Annotated in this window: 21 protein-coding genes; 6 read left to right on the forward strand and 15 right to left on the reverse strand. The window is 58.4% G+C overall.

What is annotated here, in order from left to right:
* The 8 genes from tsaE to chvI form a co-directional block, all read right to left on the reverse strand.
* Window positions 1–1,512 carry a tRNA (adenosine(37)-N6)-threonylcarbamoyltransferase complex ATPase subunit type 1 TsaE gene (tsaE, locus tag AGR2A_RS01560; protein WP_072495230.1) on the reverse strand — a complete coding sequence of 504 codons (1,512 nt, stop codon included), beginning with the start codon at window positions 1,510–1,512 and terminating at the stop codon, window positions 1–3.
* Window positions 1,509–4,154, reverse strand: coding sequence for a sensor histidine kinase (locus tag AGR2A_RS01565; protein ID WP_072495231.1), 2,646 nt, complete (start codon window positions 4,152–4,154; stop codon window positions 1,509–1,511). Before AGR2A_RS01565 ends, tsaE begins: the two co-directional genes overlap by 4 nt.
* 208 nt (window positions 4,155–4,362) lie before the next feature.
* Window positions 4,363–5,763, reverse strand: a complete 1,401-nt coding sequence (ahcY, locus tag AGR2A_RS01575) for an adenosylhomocysteinase (RefSeq protein WP_004444302.1) — start codon at window positions 5,761–5,763, stop codon at window positions 4,363–4,365.
* Window positions 5,764–5,890: 127 nt separating this feature from the next.
* Complete coding sequence (locus tag AGR2A_RS01580) at window positions 5,891–6,166, reverse strand: HPr family phosphocarrier protein (RefSeq protein ID WP_004444304.1); 276 nt, start codon at window positions 6,164–6,166, stop codon at window positions 5,891–5,893.
* Between the two features lie 11 nt (window positions 6,167–6,177).
* The gene (locus tag AGR2A_RS01585; RefSeq protein WP_003505374.1) at window positions 6,178–6,579 is read right to left on the reverse strand and encodes a PTS sugar transporter subunit IIA; all 402 of its coding nucleotides are present in this window, start codon (window positions 6,577–6,579) and stop codon (window positions 6,178–6,180) included.
* Window positions 6,580–6,704: 125 nt separating this feature from the next.
* Window positions 6,705–7,169, reverse strand: a complete 465-nt coding sequence (locus tag AGR2A_RS01590) for an HPr kinase/phosphorylase (RefSeq protein ID WP_072495232.1) — start codon at window positions 7,167–7,169, stop codon at window positions 6,705–6,707.
* Complete coding sequence (gene chvG, locus AGR2A_RS01595; RefSeq protein WP_004444315.1) at window positions 7,159–8,949, reverse strand: two-component system sensor histidine kinase ChvG; 1,791 nt, start codon at window positions 8,947–8,949, stop codon at window positions 7,159–7,161. Before chvG ends, AGR2A_RS01590 begins: the two co-directional genes overlap by 11 nt.
* Before the next feature lie 57 nt (window positions 8,950–9,006).
* Window positions 9,007–9,732, reverse strand: a complete 726-nt coding sequence (gene chvI, locus AGR2A_RS01600; protein WP_006700117.1) for a two-component system response regulator ChvI — start codon at window positions 9,730–9,732, stop codon at window positions 9,007–9,009.
* A 338-nt stretch (window positions 9,733–10,070) separates the two neighbouring features.
* On the opposite strand from chvI, the gene AGR2A_RS01605 reads away from it, so the two are divergent.
* The 3 genes from AGR2A_RS01605 to lysM all read left to right on the forward strand — a co-directional run bounded on the left by AGR2A_RS01605 (window position 10,071) and on the right by lysM (window position 12,779).
* The gene (locus AGR2A_RS01605; protein ID WP_035208087.1) at window positions 10,071–11,681 is read left to right on the forward strand and encodes a phosphoenolpyruvate carboxykinase; all 1,611 of its coding nucleotides are present in this window, start codon (window positions 10,071–10,073) and stop codon (window positions 11,679–11,681) included.
* 127 nt (window positions 11,682–11,808) lie between these two features.
* Window positions 11,809–12,243, forward strand: a complete 435-nt coding sequence (gene arfB, locus AGR2A_RS01610) for an alternative ribosome rescue aminoacyl-tRNA hydrolase ArfB (RefSeq protein ID WP_072495233.1) — start codon at window positions 11,809–11,811, stop codon at window positions 12,241–12,243.
* Window positions 12,244–12,329: 86 nt separating this feature from the next.
* On the forward strand, window positions 12,330–12,779 hold the full coding sequence (lysM, locus tag AGR2A_RS01615; RefSeq protein WP_072495234.1) for a peptidoglycan-binding protein LysM: 450 nt from the start codon (window positions 12,330–12,332) through the stop codon (window positions 12,777–12,779).
* A gap of 48 nt (window positions 12,780–12,827) precedes the next feature.
* Here lysM and coaA read toward each other — a convergent pair whose 3' ends face one another.
* The 7 genes from coaA to hisB are packed head-to-tail and all read right to left on the reverse strand — an operon-like array spanning window position 12,828 to window position 17,448.
* Window positions 12,828–13,829 (reverse strand): type I pantothenate kinase, encoded by a 1,002-nt coding sequence (coaA, locus tag AGR2A_RS01620; RefSeq protein WP_004444323.1) that lies wholly within the window; start codon window positions 13,827–13,829, stop codon window positions 12,828–12,830.
* Window positions 13,826–14,149, reverse strand: coding sequence for a phosphoribosyl-ATP diphosphatase (locus AGR2A_RS01625; protein WP_004444325.1), 324 nt, complete (start codon window positions 14,147–14,149; stop codon window positions 13,826–13,828). Before AGR2A_RS01625 ends, coaA begins: the two co-directional genes overlap by 4 nt.
* Before the next feature lie 15 nt (window positions 14,150–14,164).
* Window positions 14,165–14,941, reverse strand: coding sequence for an imidazole glycerol phosphate synthase subunit HisF (gene hisF, locus AGR2A_RS01630; protein WP_037090017.1), 777 nt, complete (start codon window positions 14,939–14,941; stop codon window positions 14,165–14,167).
* Window positions 14,938–15,681 (reverse strand): 1-(5-phosphoribosyl)-5-[(5-phosphoribosylamino)methylideneamino]imidazole-4-carboxamide isomerase, encoded by a 744-nt coding sequence (hisA, locus tag AGR2A_RS01635; protein ID WP_072495235.1) that lies wholly within the window; start codon window positions 15,679–15,681, stop codon window positions 14,938–14,940. The genes hisF and hisA overlap by 4 nt, the downstream gene beginning before the upstream one ends.
* A 1-nt stretch (window position 15,682) precedes the next feature.
* Window positions 15,683–16,333 (reverse strand): imidazole glycerol phosphate synthase subunit HisH, encoded by a 651-nt coding sequence (gene hisH, locus AGR2A_RS01640; protein WP_004444331.1) that lies wholly within the window; start codon window positions 16,331–16,333, stop codon window positions 15,683–15,685.
* A 1-nt stretch (window position 16,334) separates the two neighbouring features.
* A complete protein-coding gene (locus AGR2A_RS01645; RefSeq protein WP_037090013.1) occupies window positions 16,335–16,829 on the reverse strand; it encodes a DUF2628 domain-containing protein in 495 nt (164 codons plus the stop codon).
* A 22-nt stretch (window positions 16,830–16,851) separates the two neighbouring features.
* On the reverse strand, window positions 16,852–17,448 hold the full coding sequence (gene hisB, locus AGR2A_RS01650) for an imidazoleglycerol-phosphate dehydratase HisB (protein ID WP_072495237.1): 597 nt from the start codon (window positions 17,446–17,448) through the stop codon (window positions 16,852–16,854).
* A gap of 201 nt (window positions 17,449–17,649) precedes the next feature.
* Between hisB and hslV the strand changes: the two genes are divergently transcribed.
* The 3 genes from hslV to AGR2A_RS01665 all read left to right on the forward strand — a co-directional run bounded on the left by hslV (window position 17,650) and on the right by AGR2A_RS01665 (window position 20,719).
* On the forward strand, window positions 17,650–18,174 hold the full coding sequence (gene hslV, locus AGR2A_RS01655; protein WP_004444336.1) for an ATP-dependent protease subunit HslV: 525 nt from the start codon (window positions 17,650–17,652) through the stop codon (window positions 18,172–18,174).
* A 73-nt stretch (window positions 18,175–18,247) separates the two neighbouring features.
* The gene (gene hslU / locus AGR2A_RS01660) at window positions 18,248–19,555 is read left to right on the forward strand and encodes an ATP-dependent protease ATPase subunit HslU (RefSeq protein ID WP_004444342.1); all 1,308 of its coding nucleotides are present in this window, start codon (window positions 18,248–18,250) and stop codon (window positions 19,553–19,555) included.
* A 198-nt stretch (window positions 19,556–19,753) separates the two neighbouring features.
* Window positions 19,754–20,719 carry a DUF1402 family protein gene (locus tag AGR2A_RS01665; protein WP_080822360.1) on the forward strand — a complete coding sequence of 322 codons (966 nt, stop codon included), beginning with the start codon at window positions 19,754–19,756 and terminating at the stop codon, window positions 20,717–20,719.
* Window positions 20,720–20,791 lie beyond the last annotated feature (72 nt).

Here is a 20,791-nt window from a genome sequence, read left to right on the forward strand (position 1 = left end):
TCAGTCGTTAAAGTCCATGCCCATGCGCAGGCACCAGTCTCTGAGCGGCGCAAGTTCCGGATGCGAAAGCGCTGCGGCGAGATAGCGGAACGTCCGCGGCATATGCTTCATATAACCGGGTTTGCCATCCCGTTCCATCAGCCTGACCCAGATACCGGCAAGCTTGCAGTTGCGCTGCGCCGACATGATGGAGAAGGCCTTGAGAAAAGCAGCCTCATCGAAAGAAGGCGTGTGTCGCCTGCTCTCGAGATAATGCGAAAGCAGGCGTGCCTGCAATCCGGGCTCGATTGTAACCCGGGCATCCTGAACAATGGAAGCGAGATCATAGGCGGTCGGGCCAATCATCGCGTCCTGAAAATCGATCAGGCCGACGTGTCGTATGCCGGCATTCTGCTGTTGCCAGAGGATATTTGGCGAATGGAAGTCGCGCAGCAGCAGCCCGTTTTCGCAATCTGCAAGCGAGTCGATCAGAGCGTCCCAGATGGCGTAATATTCCTGCTTCTCGCCATCGGACAGTGGCCTGCCGCGCTTATAGGGCAGATACCATTCCACCAGCAGCGAGACCTCGATCTTCATCGCCTGCCGGTCAAAGGGTGGAACCTCATAGGTGCTGCCATCACCCACGGGCAGGGGACCGGGTTGTGACGCTTGATGAAGTGCCGCCAGAAAGGCAACGCTTTCCAGATAGCGCTCCTCGATTGGGGCGCCATCGGCGGCTAACACTCCATCTCGCCCCAGATCCTGCAACAGGAGAATGCCTTGGTCGATGTCCGCCGTGATGATCTCCGGCGCGCAAAAGCCGCGATTCCGCAGATAATTACCGATCGCCACGAAGGAGCGGGCATCCTGGGCGAGATGGGCAATCTCCGCATAGGTCTTGCCGTCGGCGACGATGGCGCCTTTCAAGGGGCGCCGCCAATCCATCAGGATAAGGTCCGGGCCATCGGTGGAAATGGTCTCATAGGCACGGGTGGAAGCATCGCCGCTCAGAAAGCGGCGGACCGCGTCACCTCTGCCATTTCTAGCGAGGAATTCCCGGATGGCAAAAACCCGCTCAAGCCGCGCTTTCGGTTTTGCCGGAGCCTCGATGGAGGCGATCCGCCCTTCACCGGAATGCGTCAACGTCAGGGTTACGGTCTGGCCGGGTGGCAGAATCTCTCCTGCTATATCCGGCCATTCGATCAGGCAGATGCCATCCTCCAGCATCTCATCAATGCCGAGCTCATCCAGTTCGGAAACATCCGAAAGCCGGTAGAGGTCGAGATGGGCGACCGGAATGCGGGTGGCATAGGTTTGGATGATGGTGAAGGTGGGGCTCGGAACCTCAAGATCCGGCTCGTCTGCCATCGCCCGGATGAAGGCGCGGGCAAGCGTCGATTTACCGGCGCCAAGGTCGCCGACCAACGCCAGACAATCGCCGGGCTTCAGCGCCAGCGCGAGCTCTTCACCGAGCCTGATGGTGTCCTTTTCCCCCGCAAGAGGAATGGTGATCGGCAAGACATTTTCGCTCATTCTGCGGCAATGGAATGCGGACGCGTGGCGGAAGGAATGCGGCAGGTGACGGTGGTGCCGTTGCCGGGTCGGCTGTCTATGCTAACCGTTCCGTGGTGGAGACTGACGAAACTTTCGACAATGGAAAGGCCAAGCCCGGCGCCGGTTCGCCGGCCGCCATTGCCGCGGGTCGAAAAACGATCGAAGACCGTTTTCAGCATGTCTTCCGGGATGCCCGGTCCCTTGTCCGCCACAGAGAATATGAAGTCACCTTCGCTGCGCTGGCAGGAAAGCGTAACTGAAGACCCTTCCGGCGCGAAATTGATCGCATTGGTCAGGAGCTTGATGAGGATCTGCTTCAGGCGCTGGTGGTCTGCCACCAGGCTGCCGAGATGAGCCGGGGCGACGATCTGAAGTGAAATGCCGCTTTCCTGCAGCCGGTCCGCGATCTGCACCGAAACATCTTCCAGCAATTCGTTCAGGTCATTATCCGAATAATTGAGTTGCATGATGCCGGCATCGACGGTCGCAAGATCGAGAATATCATTGACGATCGTCAGAAGGACCGAGGAGGACGTGGAAATATGGTCGAGATATTCCGCCTGCCGCTCCGTCAATTCCCCAAGGCCCGGGGTCTTCAGGAGATCGGTGAAGCCGATAATGTTTGTCAGCGGCGAACGCAGCTCATAGGAAACATGCTGCACAAAATCATTCTTCAGCTCATCTGCCTTGAGAAGAGCGTCGTTCTTTTCCATAAGGGCGCGCTCAGCCCGTACGCTGTCCGTCATGTTGACAAAGGTCAGCATGGTCTGCGCATCCGGCAACGGAATGATCGCATAATCGAGGACGAGGCCGGAAAGCAGTTCCAGTGTGCCCTGCCGGGATGGCCGCTCATCATCGAAACTGGTTATGAACTGGCTGAAGGCGCGCCAGCCGTCCGGCCCGTCGTAGGACGGTGCGCAGGCGGTTTCGATGGCGCGGATGTGCGTTCCGGTTTCGGCCTGTTCGGCAGTCACGCCCCACAGCGCCCGGAATGCCGGGTTCGACAGGCGAATACGACCGTCCGCACCAAACACGGCGACCCCCTCGGCCAGATGGTCGATGGTTTCGCCCTGCACTTTCACCAATGTGTTGTAGCGCATTTGCAGATCGACCTGCTCGGTCAGGTTTTCGAAAACCCAGGTTGCGCCACCCTGCGGATGAGCCGTGGCAATCACCCGCAGTGTCTGCCCGTTGGGCAGGTGCCAGAGATCGGTCTTGGTATCGAGCGAACGGTATACGGAGAGCGCCGTCTCCTTCCAGTTCTTCCAGTTGAGCTGCTCGGGCAATTTGCCGGCGGTGCGCAACCTGTCGAGAAGCTCTGAATTGTCAGGCCCGGATTCGAGGAACACCAGGTCGAGGCCCCACAGGGTCGCAAAAGCCTGATTATAGAATTGCAGCCGCTGCCGGCCGTCGAAAATGGCGACGGGCGTTGCCAGATGATCCAGCGTTTCGGCGTGGCTCTTCAGAACCCGCTTCAGTTCCTCGCTGATGGTTTCGGCCTCGGTGGCATCGATGGCGATACCGGCAGACCCGCCCGCCGTTTTGATGTCGACGACATCGAAGAAACTGCGATTACCCGCAACCACCGTGGAAATACGGTCGTGATAGGGCGATTCCGGGGTCGCGGCCGCGCGTATCTTCTGCCGGGTAACCGTGTTCAGAAGTTCTCGTTTCTCCTGAATGGCCTGTTCAGCGTTCCGCGCATCCACTGCCTGTGCATAGGCATGGTTCACCCAGATAAGTTCGCCTTCGCCATTGCGACGCCAGACGGGCTGCTCGATGGAATCGAGAAGTTCCTGAAAAGTCGAGACGGAAGCGATCAGCCGTTCACGCTCCACCTGCAGTTCGGCGAGCTCCGCACGCAGATTGTTGAGGGCGATGAAGCGTGCAAAGGCATTGCCGCCGGAAACCCGGCCCTGAACCTCGATAACTTCGCCGCGATGCGTTTCGATGGTGAGATCGAAACTCTGTGCGTGGCTACGAAGTTTTTCAATGGATTTCTCAAGCTGACTGGCGGATGCCGGTTTCAGCCAGCGGCCAAAGGCCAGAAAATCCTGGTCCGCCTGCGGCACGCCTGTCTCGGCCGGCAGCTGCCCCAGAAATTCCGGACGGTTTTCTGCGCCATCCCAGATGACGATGCGGCGGCTCTTGTCGGAAATCAGCGCTTCGTATTTGGCGATCTTGTGGTGAGACTGGGCAAGCGCCTGGCGAAATTCGCTGCTCTCCGCCTCTATATTGCCGCGCTGGCGCACCAGCCAGACGACTGAAAACAGCGTCGCGGAAAGCATACCCACGAAAAGCGAATAGGTTATGGTTTCACCTGATGAAAACAGCCGAGTGCCGGCTTTGGCCGCAAGTCCATCCTGCGCTAGCGCCACGGTGGCTGAACCGGCCAGAAACGTGCCGGAAAGCAGGAAGGGAAGCCATGAAAAGCCGGTCCGGATCGCACGGATTGCCAGCCGGCAACGTGCCAGAGCATTTCCAGGAAAAGTGAACACCGGTTTGCCGTCCGCAGATGCGCCAAAACGCACCAGAGTCTGTGCGCTCAATGCCACGCCCGCTTGCGTGTTTTCAACGCGTTGAACTGTCTGCTTGCGCAGATCCGAATTTTGAACCGACATCCCCGGTCTGTCTCCGTCCTATGTGCCGCATCTTCGACAAGACATCCCATTTCGTCCGCACCGCCCTGTGGTGCGTCCGAATCAAGTCTGATGACAATACCGCCTTCATAAATCTGCGAAAAGGGAGCGCGCAAAAAAGATGCCGCGCGCTTTGTCAAGCGCGCGGCATCTAGATATTGTGTAATTTCAGTGGATATTAACTATGAAATTAATATCTGTAGTGGTCTGCCTTGAACGGGCCCTGCTTCGAGACGCCGATATAATCTGCCTGAACGTCGGAAAGTTCAGTCAGGCGCACACCAAGCTTCTCGAGATGGAGGCGTGCGACCTTCTCGTCGAGGTGCTTCGGCAGCACGTAAACGTCGTTCTTGTATTCGCCCTGCTTGGTGAAGAGTTCGATCTGGCCCAGCACCTGGTTGGTGAAGGACGCAGACATGACGAAGGAGGGGTGACCGGTTGCGTTGCCGAGGTTCAGCAAACGACCTTCCGACAACAGGATGATGCGGTTGCCCTTCGGGAACTCGATCATGTCGACCTGTGGCTTGATGTTCGTCCACTTCAGGTTACGCAGCGATGCGACCTGAATTTCATTGTCGAAGTGGCCGATATTGCCGACGATCGCCATGTCCTTCATCTCGCGCATGTGCTCGATGCGGATCACGTCCTTGTTGCCGGTCGTGGTGATGAAGATGTCAGCGGAAGAGACGACGTCCTCCAGGCGAACGACTTCGAAACCGTCCATGGCGGCCTGCAGTGCGCAGATCGGGTCGATTTCGGTCACCTTCACGCGGGCGCCGGCGCCCTGCAGCGAAGCGGCCGAACCCTTGCCAACATCACCGTATCCGCACACCACGGCAACCTTGCCGGCCATCATCACGTCGGTTGCACGGCGAATGCCGTCAACCAGCGATTCTTTGCAACCGTATTTGTTGTCGAACTTGGACTTGGTGACGCTGTCATTGACGTTGATCGCCGGGAAAGGCAGCAGGCCCTTCTTGCTGAGGTCGTAGAGGCGGTGCACGCCGGTCGTCGTTTCTTCGGTGACACCCTTCAGCGCGTCGCGCTGCTTGGTGAACCAGCCGGGCGAAGCCTTGAGGCGCTTGTTGATCTGCGCGAAGAGAATTTCTTCTTCTTCGGAGCCGGGATTGGAGAGCACATCCTCACCGGCTTCCGCGCGTGCGCCGAGCAGGATGTACATAGTGGCATCGCCGCCATCGTCGAGGATCATGTTGGAGAGACCGCCGTCGGTCCACTGGAAGATCTTGTCGGTATATTCCCAATATTCCGTCAGGCTCTCACCCTTGACGGCAAAGACCGGAATGCCGGCTGCCGCAATGGCCGCTGCAGCATGGTCCTGGGTCGAGAAGATGTTGCAGGAGGCCCAGCGAATGTCTGCACCGAGTTCCTTCAGCGTCTCGATGAGAACGCCGGTCTGGATCGTCATGTGAAGCGAACCGGAAATGCGGGCGCCCTTCAGCGGCTTGCTTTCACCGAACTCCTTGCGGCAGGACATCAGGCCCGGCATTTCGGTTTCGGCGATGTCCAGTTCCTTGCGGCCGAATGCGGCAAGGTTGATATCGGCGACGATGTAGTCCTTCTCAAGGCTCATGAGATTCTCCAGATCAGAAGCGCCGCACATTGCGGCCCGGCTTTTTACGTAGCAGCGGTTTAGCAGGCCACGAACGATCTGGCAATAATGATATAAAGAAGTCTTTATGTCTTTATATGGCGCCGGCTCAGGCTTCTTCGCCGAACCGGTCGGCGACCAGGGCCTCAAGTGCGGCGAGCGCCTCTTCGGCCTGATTGCCGCTCGCCTCGACATAGACACTGCATCCGGGGCTGGCCGCCAGCATCATGAGACCCATGATCGAGGTGCCGCCGACGGTCATGCCGTCTTTCGAAACCGTAATGGTCGCGTCGAAGCCTTCAACCATCTGAACGAATTTCGCTGATGCCCGGGCATGGAGACCGCGTTTGTTGATGATCGGTAGTTCCCGGGAGAGTGGCGACATAGGCTGACTTCTTATTTGCCGCTTAAAACGCGGCTGGCGACGTTGATATATTTGCGGCCGGCATCGGATGCGTCCTGAAGGGCCTTGTCCATATTGTCTTCGCTGCGAACGCCGGCAAGTTTGATCAGCATCGGCAGGTTAACCCCGGCGATGACTTCGACATTGCCGTTATTCATGACCGAAATCGCAAGATTGGAAGGCGTGCCGCCAAACATGTCCGTCAGGATGATGACGCCATTGCCGTCATTGGCGCGCGCGACAGCGTCGATGATATCCTGCCGGCGCTGATCCATGTCGTCTTCGGGACCGATACAGACCGTCTCGATCAATTTCTGGGGACCGACGACATGCTCCAACGCATGACGAAACTCCTCAGCCAGCTTGCCATGGGTGACAAGCACTAGTCCGATCATGAAATGCTCCCTTGCACACGCACTCTCATTGCCGACTATCGCAACGCGGCAATCCTGTCCATCGGTGGGATTTCATCTTGATGAGGAAAATGCGAATCGCAAGCCTAAAATCGCCCGAATCATCGTCACTTCACATTCGTTTTGAAAAGATTCTGAGCAAGTGCAGCAAATTTTCCATAGGGCGTGAGACTTGAAAGCGGAATACGCAGAAGCGGAAGATGCCCTCCGCACGGCAGCGATAACATCTCGTCATCTTCGGGAAGTCTTGGATCTTCGGGTGAAACAACTGTCGTGACGGCGAAATGTAGTGGCGCGCGCGCAATGCTTTTAAGCGAAACAATGCCGCTGCCGCGTAATTCCAACAGGCCGGCGATGGCTTCCGGCCGTTCGGCGATGATGGTCTCGCCATCGCGATACACGAAAATCTGATCGTCCGCGATCAATGCGGCCGGCAATCCGCACCGTTCCGCCTCCGTCAGGAAGCTGAAGGCGAGTTCGCTTTTGCCGCTGCCCGACGGCCCCGTGAAAAGGATGCCGGTGTTTTGAACAACGATGGCGGTTGCATGCAGGTTGAAGCGTTCAGCGTTCATGGGTTTCGGCCGCCGGCAGCGACAGAGTGAAGCGCGCACCTGATATCACGCCATATTTGTCGACGACGTTCTCTGCCCGCAGGCTGCCGCCATGGGCTTCCGCGATCTGGCGGCTGATGGAAAGGCCAAGGCCGGAGTTCTGTCCGAAACCTTCGCTCGCCGGCCGGTCGGTGTAGAAACGCTCAAAAATCCGGTCGATATCTTCGGCCTGAATGCCGGGCCCGTTGTCCTCCACCTGCACGATGCAACGATCCTTGTGACGGGAGAGGCGTACCGTGATGCGGCCGCTTTCTTCGGCAACGAAGGAGCGCGCATTCTCGATGAGGTTGGTGACGATCTGGCCGATACGCAGATCGTGGCCGTTCACCACGAAGGAGGTCTTTGCGCCCGCTTTCCGGTCGACAACATAGTCGATCGTCACGCTTTTCTTCTTGGTGCTTATCTGGCGGGATATATCCACCAGACCCTTCATCAGCACATCAAGATCGAGCGGCGCGGCGTCGGCGCGCGCCAGTTCGGCATCGAGCCGCGACGCATCCGAAATGTCGCTGATCAGGCGGTCGAGGCGGCGCACATCGTGGAAGATGATCTCGGTCAGGCGCTGTTTGGACTCTTCGGTCTTGGCGCGCGGCAGGGTTTCCACGGCGCTGCGCAGCGAGGTCAGCGGGTTCTTGAGCTCATGGCTGACATCGGCGGCGAAACTTTCGATCGCATCGATACGGTCGTAAAGCGCCGTCGTCATTTCACGCAGCGCAATAGAGAGGTTGCCGATCTCATCCTGGCGCGCCGAGAAATCCGGTATTTCCTCACGGGTTCTCGCCCCGCGGCGCACGCGGATCGCGGCCGCCGACAGCCGCCGCAGCGGCGTGGCGATGGTGGAGGAGAGGAGCAGCGACAGCACGATGTTGACCAGCGTGGCGATGCCAAAGACGCGCATGATGGCGAGGCGCTCGGCATGCACGATCTTGTCGATATCGCCCGCTTGTGTCGAAAGCAGCAGAACGCCGAGCACGGCCCGGAAGCGCTGTACCGGTACGGCCACGGAAACAATCAGCTCACCCTTTTCCGTGACACGCACGACCGCGCCGCGCACGCCGGTCAGCGCGTTCATCACTTCCGGATAGATAGAGCCATCGCCGCCAGGCGCTTCCTTGTATTGCGGCAGGCTGCTCGGCTGCAGCATGCGGTTGAACATGCTGGTGAACCAGTCGCCCCAGGTCTGCGTCTCGGGCGTTACTGGCGGCAGGTCGAAGCGCAGCACCTGACCGCGCGAATAAAGATGGCGGGAATCGAGCAGCAGATTGGCGTCCGCATCGAACAGCCGCGCGCGGGTGCGCGTCGGCGAAATCAGCCGCCGCAGCACTGGTGCCACCCGTTCGGGATTGATCGGGAAACTCAAATCCTCATCGTTCGGTGCGGGCGTGATGCTCTGGCCCGCCTGCAATTCGAGCAGCTTTTCCGGATTGATGGTGATCGAGTTGGTATCGACAGAGGCGGAAGCGGAAACCGCGCCGGCTATGATTTCGCCCTGCGTCAGCAGGCTTTCCACGCGCGCATCGATCAGCCCCTCACGGAACTGGTTGAGATAGAGAATGCCGCCGACCAGAACCACCGTCGCGGCGACGTTGAAGAACAGGATGCGGCGCGTGAGGCTGGAAAACACCGCATTGCCGAAAATACGCCGGATGATCGTCAGCGGATGGATACGATGGCGGCGTTCGCTGCCGCGTTCTTCGGCATCGTCACTGTCCGAGACGGTTTCCGGCGTTTTTTTCAACACGTATTCAAGTCCTTACCACCCCATACCGGGCGGTCCCTTCTGCGTGAGTCGGCTCGTTCAAGCCGCTTCGCGGAAGCGATATCCTACGCCATAAAGCGTTTCAATCATATCGAAGTCGCCATCGACCAGTTTGAACTTCTTGCGAAGACGCTTGATGTGGCTGTCGATGGTGCGGTCGTCCACATAGACCTGCTCGTCATAAGCGGCATCCATCAGCGCGTCGCGGCTTTTCACGACACCTGGACGTTGTGCCAGCGAATGCAGGATGAGGAATTCGGTCACCGTCAGTGTTACCGGTTCGCCCTTCCAGGTGCAGGTGTGGCGTTCCTGATCCATGGCGAGCTGCCCGCGCTCCAGTGTGCGCGCCTGTTGGTCTGCAGTCGGCTTCAGAACGTTGCCGGTTGCGGCGGATGCTTCGCGGCTGCTGGCGCGGCGCAGGATGGCTTTGACGCGTTCCACCAGAAGGCGTTGCGAGAACGGCTTGGTGATGAAGTCGTCCGCGCCCATCTTCAGGCCGAACAATTCGTCGATCTCTTCATCCTTCGAGGTGAGGAAGATGACCGGCAGATCCGACTTCTGGCGAAGGCGCCGCAAAAGCTCCATGCCATCCATGCGGGGCATCTTAATATCGAAAATGGCGAGCTGCGGCGGACGGGCGATCAACCCGTCAAGCGCGGAAGCGCCGTCCGTATACGTTTCGACCCGGTAGCCTTCGGCTTCGAGCGCGATCGATACCGAAGTGAGAATATTCCGGTCATCGTCGACAAGCGCGATCGTCTGCATGTAGTTGGTCTCCATCGTCATTTTCTCGTAACTCCCGACATTCACCCAGCCAGGTTGTGCGCCGCGAGCCACTCTCTTGAGTATAAAGGTGGAACAAATTGTGGCAAAGGAAAACTCACCCCAAAATCGCTAGGGTAGGACGAGGAGATTTCGTAGAGACGCCGCAGCTGAATTTTAATGCGTCTTCAACCGATTTAAAAAGAAATAAAATCTTTTAAATCGATTAATATATTGAAATTACTAAGTTTTTTAAACTTCGGCTCTTGCGTTTTCAAGAGGTGCCACGTATTTTCCGTGAAAATTTCAACGGCCTTATCGTCATTAACAAGGAACGCGTCATGACCGAGATTGGGGTTCATAATCCTGCCAACGGAGTTGCAGAACTCGGATTGGGCAAGGCTTCCCGCGTCTTTTATAACCTCAATGAGAGCGAACTATACGAAGAGGCAATCCGCAACGGCGAGGCCGAGCTGACCATCGATGGTGCGCTGCGCGCCGTCACCGGCCAGCACACGGGCCGTTCTCCGAAGGACAAATTCGTCGTGCGCGACGCGTCCACCGAGAACACCATCTGGTGGGACAACAACAAGCCGCTGTCGCCGGAAAACTTCGAGTTGTTGCGCCAGGACATGTTGGCCCATGCCGCCGGAAAGACGCTCTATGTTCAGGACCTGATCGGCGGCGCCGATGAGGAAAATGCGTTGCCGACACGCGTCGTCACCGAGCTCGCCTGGCATTCGCTGTTCATCCGCAATCTGCTGATCCGTCCGAAGCAGGAAAAACTGGCGGGCTTCAAGCAGAAGCTCACCATCATCAATCTGCCGAGCTTCAAGGCGGATCCGGCCCGTCATGGTGTCCGTTCGGAAACAGTCATCGCCTGCGACCTTACCAACGGCCTCGTTCTCATCGGCGGCACGTCCTATGCCGGTGAAAACAAGAAGTCGGTCTTCACGGTGCTGAACTACCTGCTGCCAGCCAAGGGTGTCATGCCCATGCATTGCTCGGCTAATGTCGGTCCGCAGGGTGATTCTGCCGTTTTCTTCGGCCTCTCCGGCACCGGCAAGACCACGCTGTCGGCTGATCCGTCGCGCACGCTGATCGGCGATGACGAACATGGCTGGGGCGAACACGGCATCTTCAATTTCGAAGGCGGCTGCTATGCCAAGGCGATCAAGCTTTCGGCCGAGGCCGAGCCGGAAATCTACGCCGCGACCCGCCGTTTCGGCACGGTTCTTGAGAACGTCGTGCTGGACGAAAACCGCGTTCCTGATTTCAACGACAATTCGCTGACGGAAAACACCCGCAGCGCCTATCCGCTGCACTTCATTCCGAATGCATCGGAGACGGGCATTGCCGGCCACCCGAAGACGATCATCATGCTGACGGCTGACGCCTTCGGCGTGCTGCCGCCGATTGCCCGGCTGACACCGGAGCAGGCCATGTACCACTTCCTCTCCGGTTACACCGCCAAGGTCGCCGGTACGGAAAAGGGCGTGACCGAGCCGGAAGCGACATTCTCTACCTGCTTTGGCGCCCCCTTCATGCCGCGCCATCCGGCCGAATATGGCAACCTGCTGCGTGAGCTGATCGGCAAGCACGGTGTGGATTGCTGGCTGGTCAATACCGGCTGGACAGGCGGCGCTTACGGCATCGGCAAGCGTATGCCCATCAAGGCCACCCGCGCGCTTCTGACCGCCGCTCTCACTGGGGATCTGAAGAACGCACAGTTCCGCACCGATGCGAATTTCGGCTTCGCCGTCCCTCAGTCGCTTGAAGGTGTTGACAGCGCGATCCTCGATCCGCGTTCCACCTGGGCCGATGGCGCAGCTTATGACGCGCAAGCCAAGAAGCTGGTGTCGATGTTCGTCACGAACTTCACCAAGTTCGAAGACCACGTCGACAGCAAGGTTCGTGACGCAGCGCCGGGCCTTTTGCTCGCGGCAGAATGAATAAGCCTCGTTTATGAGGAGGAGGGGAACCCGGCCCAAGTGCCGGGTTTCTTTTTGCCGGGTTCTTTCGTTTTGTCCTTGTTTTCATTTTTCACGATCTGTGGCATCACCGGCGCGGAGAGAAAACATGGCCAGCGACCCGCTTTACATCAATAACCGCATCACCATTGCCGGCTGGGAGCTGACGGAGCAATTCGTGCTGGCCGGCGGGCCGGGCGGCCAGAACGTCAACAAGGTTTCGACAGCGGTTCAGCTATTTTTCGACATTGCGAATTCACCCTCCCTTCCGGAAAGGGTGAAGGTCAATGCGTTGCGGCTCGGTGGCAGGCGCGTATCAAAAGAAGGCGTGCTGATGATCGAAGCGAGCCGGTTTCGCAGCCAGGAGCGCAATCGTGAGGATGCGCGCGAGCGCCTGAAGGAACTGATCCTCGAAGCCGCCGCCCCCCCGCCGCCGATGCGCAAGGCCACCAAACCCACCAAGGGCTCCGTCGAGCGCCGCCTCAAGGCGAAGTCAGGTCGCTCCGATATCAAGAAGATGCGCGGCAAACCTTCGGGCGAATAAGCGACGATCAGACGACGAATCTTTCGCCCTTGTCATAGAGCTTCAAATATCGTCTGGTAAGCCTCCATACAACCAAGGAGGGTGCTATGGGTCTGTTCAATTTCATCAAGGAAGCGGGAAAGAAGCTTGGTATCGGCGGCGATGACGTGCCGGATGTCGAAGCGGTCAAGAAGGAACTCGCTTCCCACGATCTCGGCACCGACAAGGTTCAGGTCGAGGTGGTGGATGACAAGGTTGTCCTGAAGGGCGAAGTGGCCGATCAATCGATTTTCGAAAAGGCGGTCATTGCGGTCGGCAATACGCTCGGCATTTCCAAGGTCGAGGCCGGCGAGTTAAAAGTGGCCGAAGCGCCGGCGAAAGAACCGGTCTTCTATACGGTCAAAAAGGGTGACAATCTCTGGAAGATTGCGGAAGCGCAATATGGCAAGGCCAATGGCGCGAAAAACAACATCATCTTCGAAGCCAACAAGCCGATGCTAACGCACCCCGACAAGATTTATCCCGGCCAGGTTCTGCGCATTCCAGACCTTGCCTGATAACGCCTTGTAATCGCTGCGACAGAGATGCCGCCTTCGCGGCATCTTTCACAATTTGCGAAGCGCGACCGTGTCGATCAGATGGTTTTTGCCCTTGCGTAAAATAAGGTCGGCGCGCGGGCGGGTCGGCACGATGTTCTGCCGCAGGTTCTTCAGGTTGATGTTCTGCCAGAGGCCTTCAGCAATGCTGAGCGCCGCTTCTTCGCTGATCGAGGCATAACGGTTGAAGAATGAATTGGGATCGCGGAAGGCGGTTTTTCTCAGATTCATGAACCGGTTCACATACCAGTTGTGAATAAGGCCTTCGTCAGCGTCGATATAGATCGAGAAATCGAAGAAGTCGGAAACGATCGGCACGATCCTCCCGCCTGCCGGCAGGTCGCGCGATTGCAGCACGTTGATGCCTTCGAAGATGAGAATATCCGGCTGGTCGATGACAGTGAACTCGTTCGGCAGAACGTCATAGGTCAGGTGCGAATAACGCGGCGCCTTGACATTGGGCTGGCCCGCCTTGATGGCCGACAGGAAACGCAGGAGCGCGCCGATATCGTAGCTCTCCGGGAAGCCTTTGCGCTCCATCAGATTCTCGCGCCGCAATACCTCGTTCGGATAGAGAAATCCGTCAGTGGTGATGAGGTCGACCTTGGGACTGGAAGGCCAGCGCGCCAGAAGCTCTTTCAGAATACGTGCCGTCGTGGATTTGCCAACGGCAACGGAGCCGGCGATGCCGATGACGAAGGGCGTCTTGTTGACGTCAGCCATGTTGAGGAAGCGGTTGCGTTGCTCAAACAGCAGCTGCGATGCTTCCACATGGGAAGACAGCAGGCGCGACAGAGACAGGTAGATGCGCCGCACCTCATCCAGATCGATCGGATCATCCAGCGAACGCAGCCGTTTGACCTCGTCGGCAGAAAGCGTCAATGGCGTGTCGGCACGAAACTTCGACCATTCTTCCGAACTGAAGAAGTGGTAGGGCGAATATTCATCCGGTCGGAAATGATCGAGTGTGCTCGGCATGCCTCTCTCCCCGCTGCCTGCCTCGATCTTCATGATGTCGGCCTCGCTGCCTTTTCCGCAAGACCGGTTTGCCCGGTCCTGCGCTCCAGCTCCGCGAAAACCTCGTTCAACGGGATGTCGGCGATCTTCAAAACCACCAGCAGATGGTAAAGCAGGTCCGCCGCTTCGTTCTTCAGCCCGTCGCGGTCTTTTGCGATGGCCGCAATGACGGCTTCCACGGCTTCTTCGCCGAGTTTCTTCGCCGCACGCTCCTGGCCGGCCGCAACCAGCTTGGCCGTCCAGGATTCGTCAGGAGAGGCAGCGGCGCGGGTTGCGACGATGCGCTCCAGATCGGAAAGGGAAAATGCGCTCATGGGGGAATCCTGCAATCAGTCGAGACGCATGGCGATGCCATGCTCGGCCATGTAGTTCTTGGCTTCACCGATCGAATAAGTGCCGAAGTGGAAGATCGAAGCGGCAAGCACCGCAGTCGCATGGCCATCACGAACGCCTGCCACCAGATCCTCCAGCGTGCCGACGCCCCCCGAAGCGATGACGGGGACTCGAACCTGATCGGCAATGCTGCGCGTCAGGCCGATATCGTATCCGCTTTTGGTGCCGTCGCGATCCATCGAGGTGACAAGCAATTCGCCGGCGCCGCGTTCGACCATCTTGATGGCGAATTCCACGGCGTCAATCCCGGTCGGCTGGCGTCCGCCATGGGTGAATATTTCCCAGCGGCCTTCTTCCCCATCCTTCGAAACCCGCTTGGCGTCTATCGAAACGACGATGCACTGGTTGCCGAACTTGTCGGCCGCCTGCGCCACGAAGTCGGGATCCTTGACCGCTGCGGAATTGATCGAGACCTTGTCGGCCCCGCACAGAAGCAGCTTGCGGATGTCGGCGACGGCGCGAACGCCGCCACCGACGGTCAGTGGCATGAAGCAATGATCGGCGGTGCGTGAAACGACATCGAAGATCGTGTCGCGATTATCCGAAGAGGCGGTAATGTCGAGGAAGCAGAGTTCGTCCGCCCCTGCCGCATCATAGGCTTTCGCCGCCTCGACCGGGTCGCCTGCGTCGATCAGGTCTACGAAGTTCACGCCCTTGACGACACGGCCGTCTTTCACATCCAGGCAGGGAATAACGCGAGCTTTTAGGGTCATACGCGTACCTCCTTTGCGGCCTTGATGAGGGCGAGCGCCTCCGCCGGATCGATACGGCCGTCATAAAGCGCGCGGCCGGAAATCGCGCCTTCGAGCTTTACCGCATCCGGCTGCAACATGCGCTTGATGTCGTCGATGGAGGCGAGACCACCGGACGCGATGACCGGGATGGAGACGGCGTCGGCCAGTTCCAGCGTTGAGGCCCAATTTATACCGGCCAGAATGCCGTCACGATCGATATCGGTGTAGATGATGGCCGCGACGCCGGCACCTTCGAAACGTTTGGCAAGCTCGATCACGCCGAGTTCGGAGGCTTCCGCCCAGCCTTCCACCGCAACCTTGCCGCCCTTGGCATCAATGCCGACGGCGACCTGGCCGGGAAAACGCTTGCAGGCTTCAATGACCAGAACCGGATCGCGCACCGCCACGGTGCCGAGAATGACGCGAGCAAGCCCACGGCTCAGCCAGGCCTCGATATGATCGAGCGTGCGGATGCCGCCGCCCAGCTGCACCGGGTTTTTCGTCGCCTTCAGAATGGCATCAACCGCCGCGCCATTGACCGTCTGGCCGGCGAACGCGCCGTTGAGATCAACGACATGCAGCCATTCAAAGCCTTGATCCTCGAAAGCTTTCGCCTGTGCGCCGGGGTCGGTATTATAGACGGTGGCCTGGTCCATATCGCCGAGTTTCAGGCGAACGCACTCACCGTCTTTAAGGTCGATTGCGGGAAAAAGAATCATGTCAGGGCTTCCAGCGCAGGAAATTGGAGATCAGGGCAAGGCCGAGCGTCTGGCTTTTTTCCGGGTGGAATTGCGCGCCGGCCATATTGTCGCGACCGACAAAAGCCGTCATCGCGCCACCGTAATTTGTGGTGGCGATGACATCCGTCGAGTGCTTGGCCGCCAGATGATAGGAATGCACGAAATAGGCGTGCAAGCCATCCGCGCCCGTCTTGATGCCGTCGAACAGCGGGTGGGCGTGGCGGATTTCCAGCGTGTTCCAGCCGATCTGCGGAATCTTCAGGTTCTTATCGGCAGGCGTCATTTCCACCACGTCACCCTCGATCCAGCCGAGCCCGGTGCTAACAGTCTTTTCCAGCCCGCGGGATGACATGAGCTGCATTCCGACGCAGATGCCGAGGAAGGGATGCGCCTTTTTCTCGACGGCTTCAAGGAGTGCCTCATGCATTCCGGGAACGGCATCCAGACCGGCGCGGCAGTCGGCATAAGCACCGACACCAGGCAGCACGATGCGGTCCGCCGATGCGACGTGATCCGGCTTGTCGGTCAAATCGATGGTTGCGTTGATGCCGGCTTCACGCGCGGCACGCTCGAAAGCTTTGGTGGCCGAACGCAGATTGCCCGAACCGTAGTCGATGATCGCGACACGCATGTCAGCGCCTTCCATTCAAGTCGAAAAGAAACGATCCGGCGGGATCGTTGACGAAGTTTTTGCCGCCGCTCTTTTGCGGCGAAGGGGTCCAGACCGGGTGTGACAGCTGTTCTTCAGCGTCAGCGTTTTCGGAGAGACCGGAGAAATATATGTCTTCGGCGCTCGAAAGATCAGGGGCGGAAACGACTGACTTCAGCGTCCAACCTTTGCGGATCAGGTGCCGGACGAGAAAATTGCGTCCCTCCAGCGCTGTTATGAGCCCAATCGTGAAACCAACAAGAATTCCGGCAGGTTCGAATCCGGCTAACATCGAGACTTGTCCGGCCGCAACGAGTGCGATGACAACGATAGCCGTCGCCAGCCACAGCCGGTTGATCGCAAGCCATAACCATGGCGCAAAGAGAGCCAGCCAGACGAAACGATCGGCAATGAATCGGGTCGTCTTGTGGTCCCTGTCCGGCCCGTTGGGGGCTTCCAGAACGAGATAGCTTGTCATGGGCTTCCTGACAGCTTTGGCGTCAGGCCAGCATGCCCTTTGTTGAGGGAACGCGGCCTGCCTGCCGGGGGTCGATCTCGGTTGCCGTGCGAAGAACGCGGGCAACGGCCTTGAAGCATGTTTCGGCGATATGATGGTTGTTGGCGCCGTAATGGTTCAGGATATGCAGCGTGATGCCGGCATTCTGGGCGAGCGCCTGAAAGAATTCGCGCACCAGTTCCGTGTCGAAGGTGCCGATCTTTGGCGCGGAAAAATTGACGTTCCAGACGAGGAACGGCCGGCCGGAAATATCGACGGCGGCCTTGGTCATCGTCTCGTCCATGGCAAGGTCGAGCGAGGCGTAGCGGGCAATACCGCGCCGCTCGCCCAGCGCCTTCGCGATCGCCTGGCCGATGGCGATACCGGTATCTTCCACGGTGTGATGATCATCGATGTGCAGGTCGCCCTGAACCTCGATCTCCATGTCGATCAGCGAATGGCGGCTCAGCTGGTCCAGCATATGGTCGAAAAATCCCACGCCGGTGGAAATTTTCGATTTGCCGGTGCCGTCGATATCCACACGCACCGAAACCGAGGTTTCGTTGGTCTTGCGGATAATCTCGCCTTTACGTTCTGCCATTTTGGCCGCTCCGTGAAAATGTCGCCGTTCCTTATCAGCACGGGACACAAATATCCAGTTGTTCCATCGTCTTGGCTGACCTGCGGAAAACCCGGTGTGATCCCGATGATTGCAATCGCAAAAACCAGACTTACATAGAACCCGAAAAGGGCCGCAACCCGGCCCGTTAACTCCAGGCCCGGCAGGGCAGACAGGTGTTTGATGACAACAATCATTACAGTCAGAAAGGGCGGCAAGGTCGTCATGGCTGGCGACGGGCAGGTAAGCCTCGGCCAGACCGTCATGAAGGGCAACGCCCGCAAGGTTCGCCGCATCGGCAAGGGTGAAGTGATTGCCGGTTTCGCAGGCGCGACGGCCGATGCTTTTACTTTGCTTGACCGCCTCGAGAAGAAACTCGAGCAATATCCCGGCCAGCTCATGCGCGCCGCCGTGGAACTCGCAAAAGACTGGCGCACGGATAAATATCTGCGCAATCTCGAAGCGATGATGCTGGTCGCCGATAAATCCACCACGCTTGCCATTACCGGCAATGGCGATGTGCTGGAGCCCGAGCACGGCGCAATCGCCATCGGTTCCGGCGGCAATTATGCTTTCGCCGCCGCCCGCGCCATGATGGATACCGACAAGTCGGCCGAAGACGTGGCCCGGCAGGCGCTCGATATCGCCGCCGATATCTGCGTTTATACCAATCACAATCTCGTCGTGGAAACGCTCGACGCCGAGTAAGCGTATTTCTCACCAATGGGTCCTGTGGGCCGGGCCGAATGGCCGGCCGGAGCAGGAAAGCCGAGAGGACCGAATGACCACTTTTTCTCCCCGGGAAATCGTCTCGGAACTGGACCGCCACATCATCGGTCAGCACGATGCAAAACGGGCGGTCGCGATTGCGCTGCGCAATCGCTGGCGTCGCCAGCAGCTCGATGAGAGCCTGCGCGACGAAGTCATGCCGAAAAATATTCTCATGATCGGGCCGACCGGTGTCGGCAAGACGGAAATCTCGCGCCGCCTCGCCAAGTTGGCCGGCGCGCCTTTCATCAAGGTTGAAGCCACCAAGTTCACCGAAGTCGGTTATGTCGGCCGCGATGTCGAGCAGATCATTCGTGACCTTGTCGAGATTGGTATCGGCCTCGTGCGCGAAAAGAAGCGCGCCGAAGTGCAGGCCAAGGCGCATCAGAGCGCCGAAGAGCGCGTGCTCGACGCGTTGGTCGGCTCAACCGCGTCACCTGGCACGCGCGAGAGCTTCCGCAAGAAGCTGCGCGATGGTGAATTGGACGACAAGGAAATTGACATCGAGGTGGCCGATAGCGGATCGGGCATGCCCGGTTTCGAAATCCCGGGCATGCCGGGCGCCAATATTGGCGTGCTCAACTTGTCGGAAATGTTCGGCAAAGCCATGGGCGGACGCACCAAGAAGGTGCGCACGACGGTGTCGAAATCCTATGCCGACCTTATCCGCGACGAATCCGACAAACTGCTGGACAATGAGATGATCCAGCGCGAAGCGGTCAAGTCGGTGGAAAATGATGGCATCGTCTTCCTTGACGAGATCGACAAGATTGCCGCCCGCGATGGCGGCATGGGCGCCGGCGTCTCGCGCGAAGGCGTGCAGCGCGACCTGCTGCCGCTCGTCGAAGGCACGACGGTTTCGACCAAATATGGGCCGGTCAAGACCGACCATATCCTGTTCATCGCATCGGGCGCCTTCCATGTGGCGAAGCCGTCGGATCTCCTGCCTGAGCTTCAGGGCCGCCTGCCGATCCGCGTTGAACTGAAGCCACTGACGAGGGAAGATTTCCGCCGTATCCTGACGGAGACGGAAGCAAGCCTCATCCGCCAGTACAAGGCGCTGATGGCGACGGAAGAACTGGATCTCGACTTCACCGACGACGCCATCGATGCTCTGGCTGATGTGGCCGTTCATCTCAACTCGTCGGTCGAAAATATCGGTGCCCGCCGTCTGCAGACGGTAATGGAGCGTGTTTTGGACGAAATTTCCTTCAACGCGCCGGATCGTGGCGGTTCCGCCGTCAAGATCGACCAGGAATATGTCCGTAAACACGTCGGCGACCTCGCCGCCGATACGGACCTCTCGCGCTATATTCTCTGAAGACTTCAGGGATCGAGGAAAGAAGAGTGCGGCCATATTTGCCGCACTCTTTTATTTTATCTGCCTCATCTCGCATTCAGCCCGCATTTTGTTTATGGGAAGGGCTGCATTCCGGTTGGAACCGTTTTAGTGGAATGATCAGGTTTTCCAGCACCTTTCGCTGGCAGAAGCCGCAGGCTTGAGAAAAGGCATTCGCTCGTGCGCAAAACTCTTCTGGCATTTGCCGCTGCTTTGACGTTTACCGTCACCGCGTCTTCTTATGTGCAGGCCGCAACGGTCGTGCCGCCGGGCAATCGCAATGCCGAGCAACCGGGCGTTCCCGGTGCTTCCGCCAAAAGAACCAAGGCGTCCAACACGTCTTTTGAGCGCAAATACCAGAAGGTCATCGATCTTTTGTCTTCCGACAAGGCGCTGATCGCCAAGATCAAGTCGACGGCCGGGCGTTACGGGATTGATCCGATCCATATGATCGGCGCGATCGTTGGCGAACACACTTATAATGTCGATGCCTATGACCGGCTGCAGTCTTATTACGTCAAGGCAGCTTCTTACGCGGGTAGCAGCTTCCGTTTCGGCTATAAGGATGAAACGATTGCGCAGTTTCTGACGCATTCGCAATTTTCCAAATGCCAGTCGAAGAAGGATTCCTACAGTCTCTGGAACTGCCGGGAAGGTGTATGGGATGACAGTTTCCGCGGCAAGACCGTCGATGGCGTGACCTATCCGAACAACCGTTTCAGTGCTGTGTTCTTCCAGCCCTTTTATGCCGGCCAGACCTTCGGCCTCGGCCAGATAAATCCGCTGACGGCGCTGATGCTGTCCGACATGGTGGCGAGAACGTCGGGTTATGAGAAGCTGGACGAGAACGACGCCACCGCGGTCTACACCGCCATCATGGACCCCGACCGCTCGCTGGCTTTCATGGCGGCCTCTATCCGCAAATCGATCGATGATTACCGGTCGATTGCCGATATGGATATTTCGAAGAATCCGGGCGTGACCTCCACGCTTTATAATGTCGGTGGGTCGCAACAGCGCGCTGCCATTCTGGCCCAAAAGAACCGCCAGCGCGCCGCAGGCGGGGAACAGCCACTGTTGCCGGAGGAAAATTATTACGGCTGGCTGGTGAATGACCGCATCAAGGATCTCCAGGCGCTTTTGTAGAAAACGGCGACTATCGGCTGCATTGTTTCCAAAAAGGAAATAATATTTGGCTGGCTGCCGCAATTGACGAGC

The sequence above is a fragment of the Agrobacterium genomosp. 2 str. CFBP 5494 genome, from assembly GCF_900013495.1.
Lineage (GTDB): Bacteria > Pseudomonadota > Alphaproteobacteria > Rhizobiales > Rhizobiaceae > Agrobacterium > Agrobacterium pusense.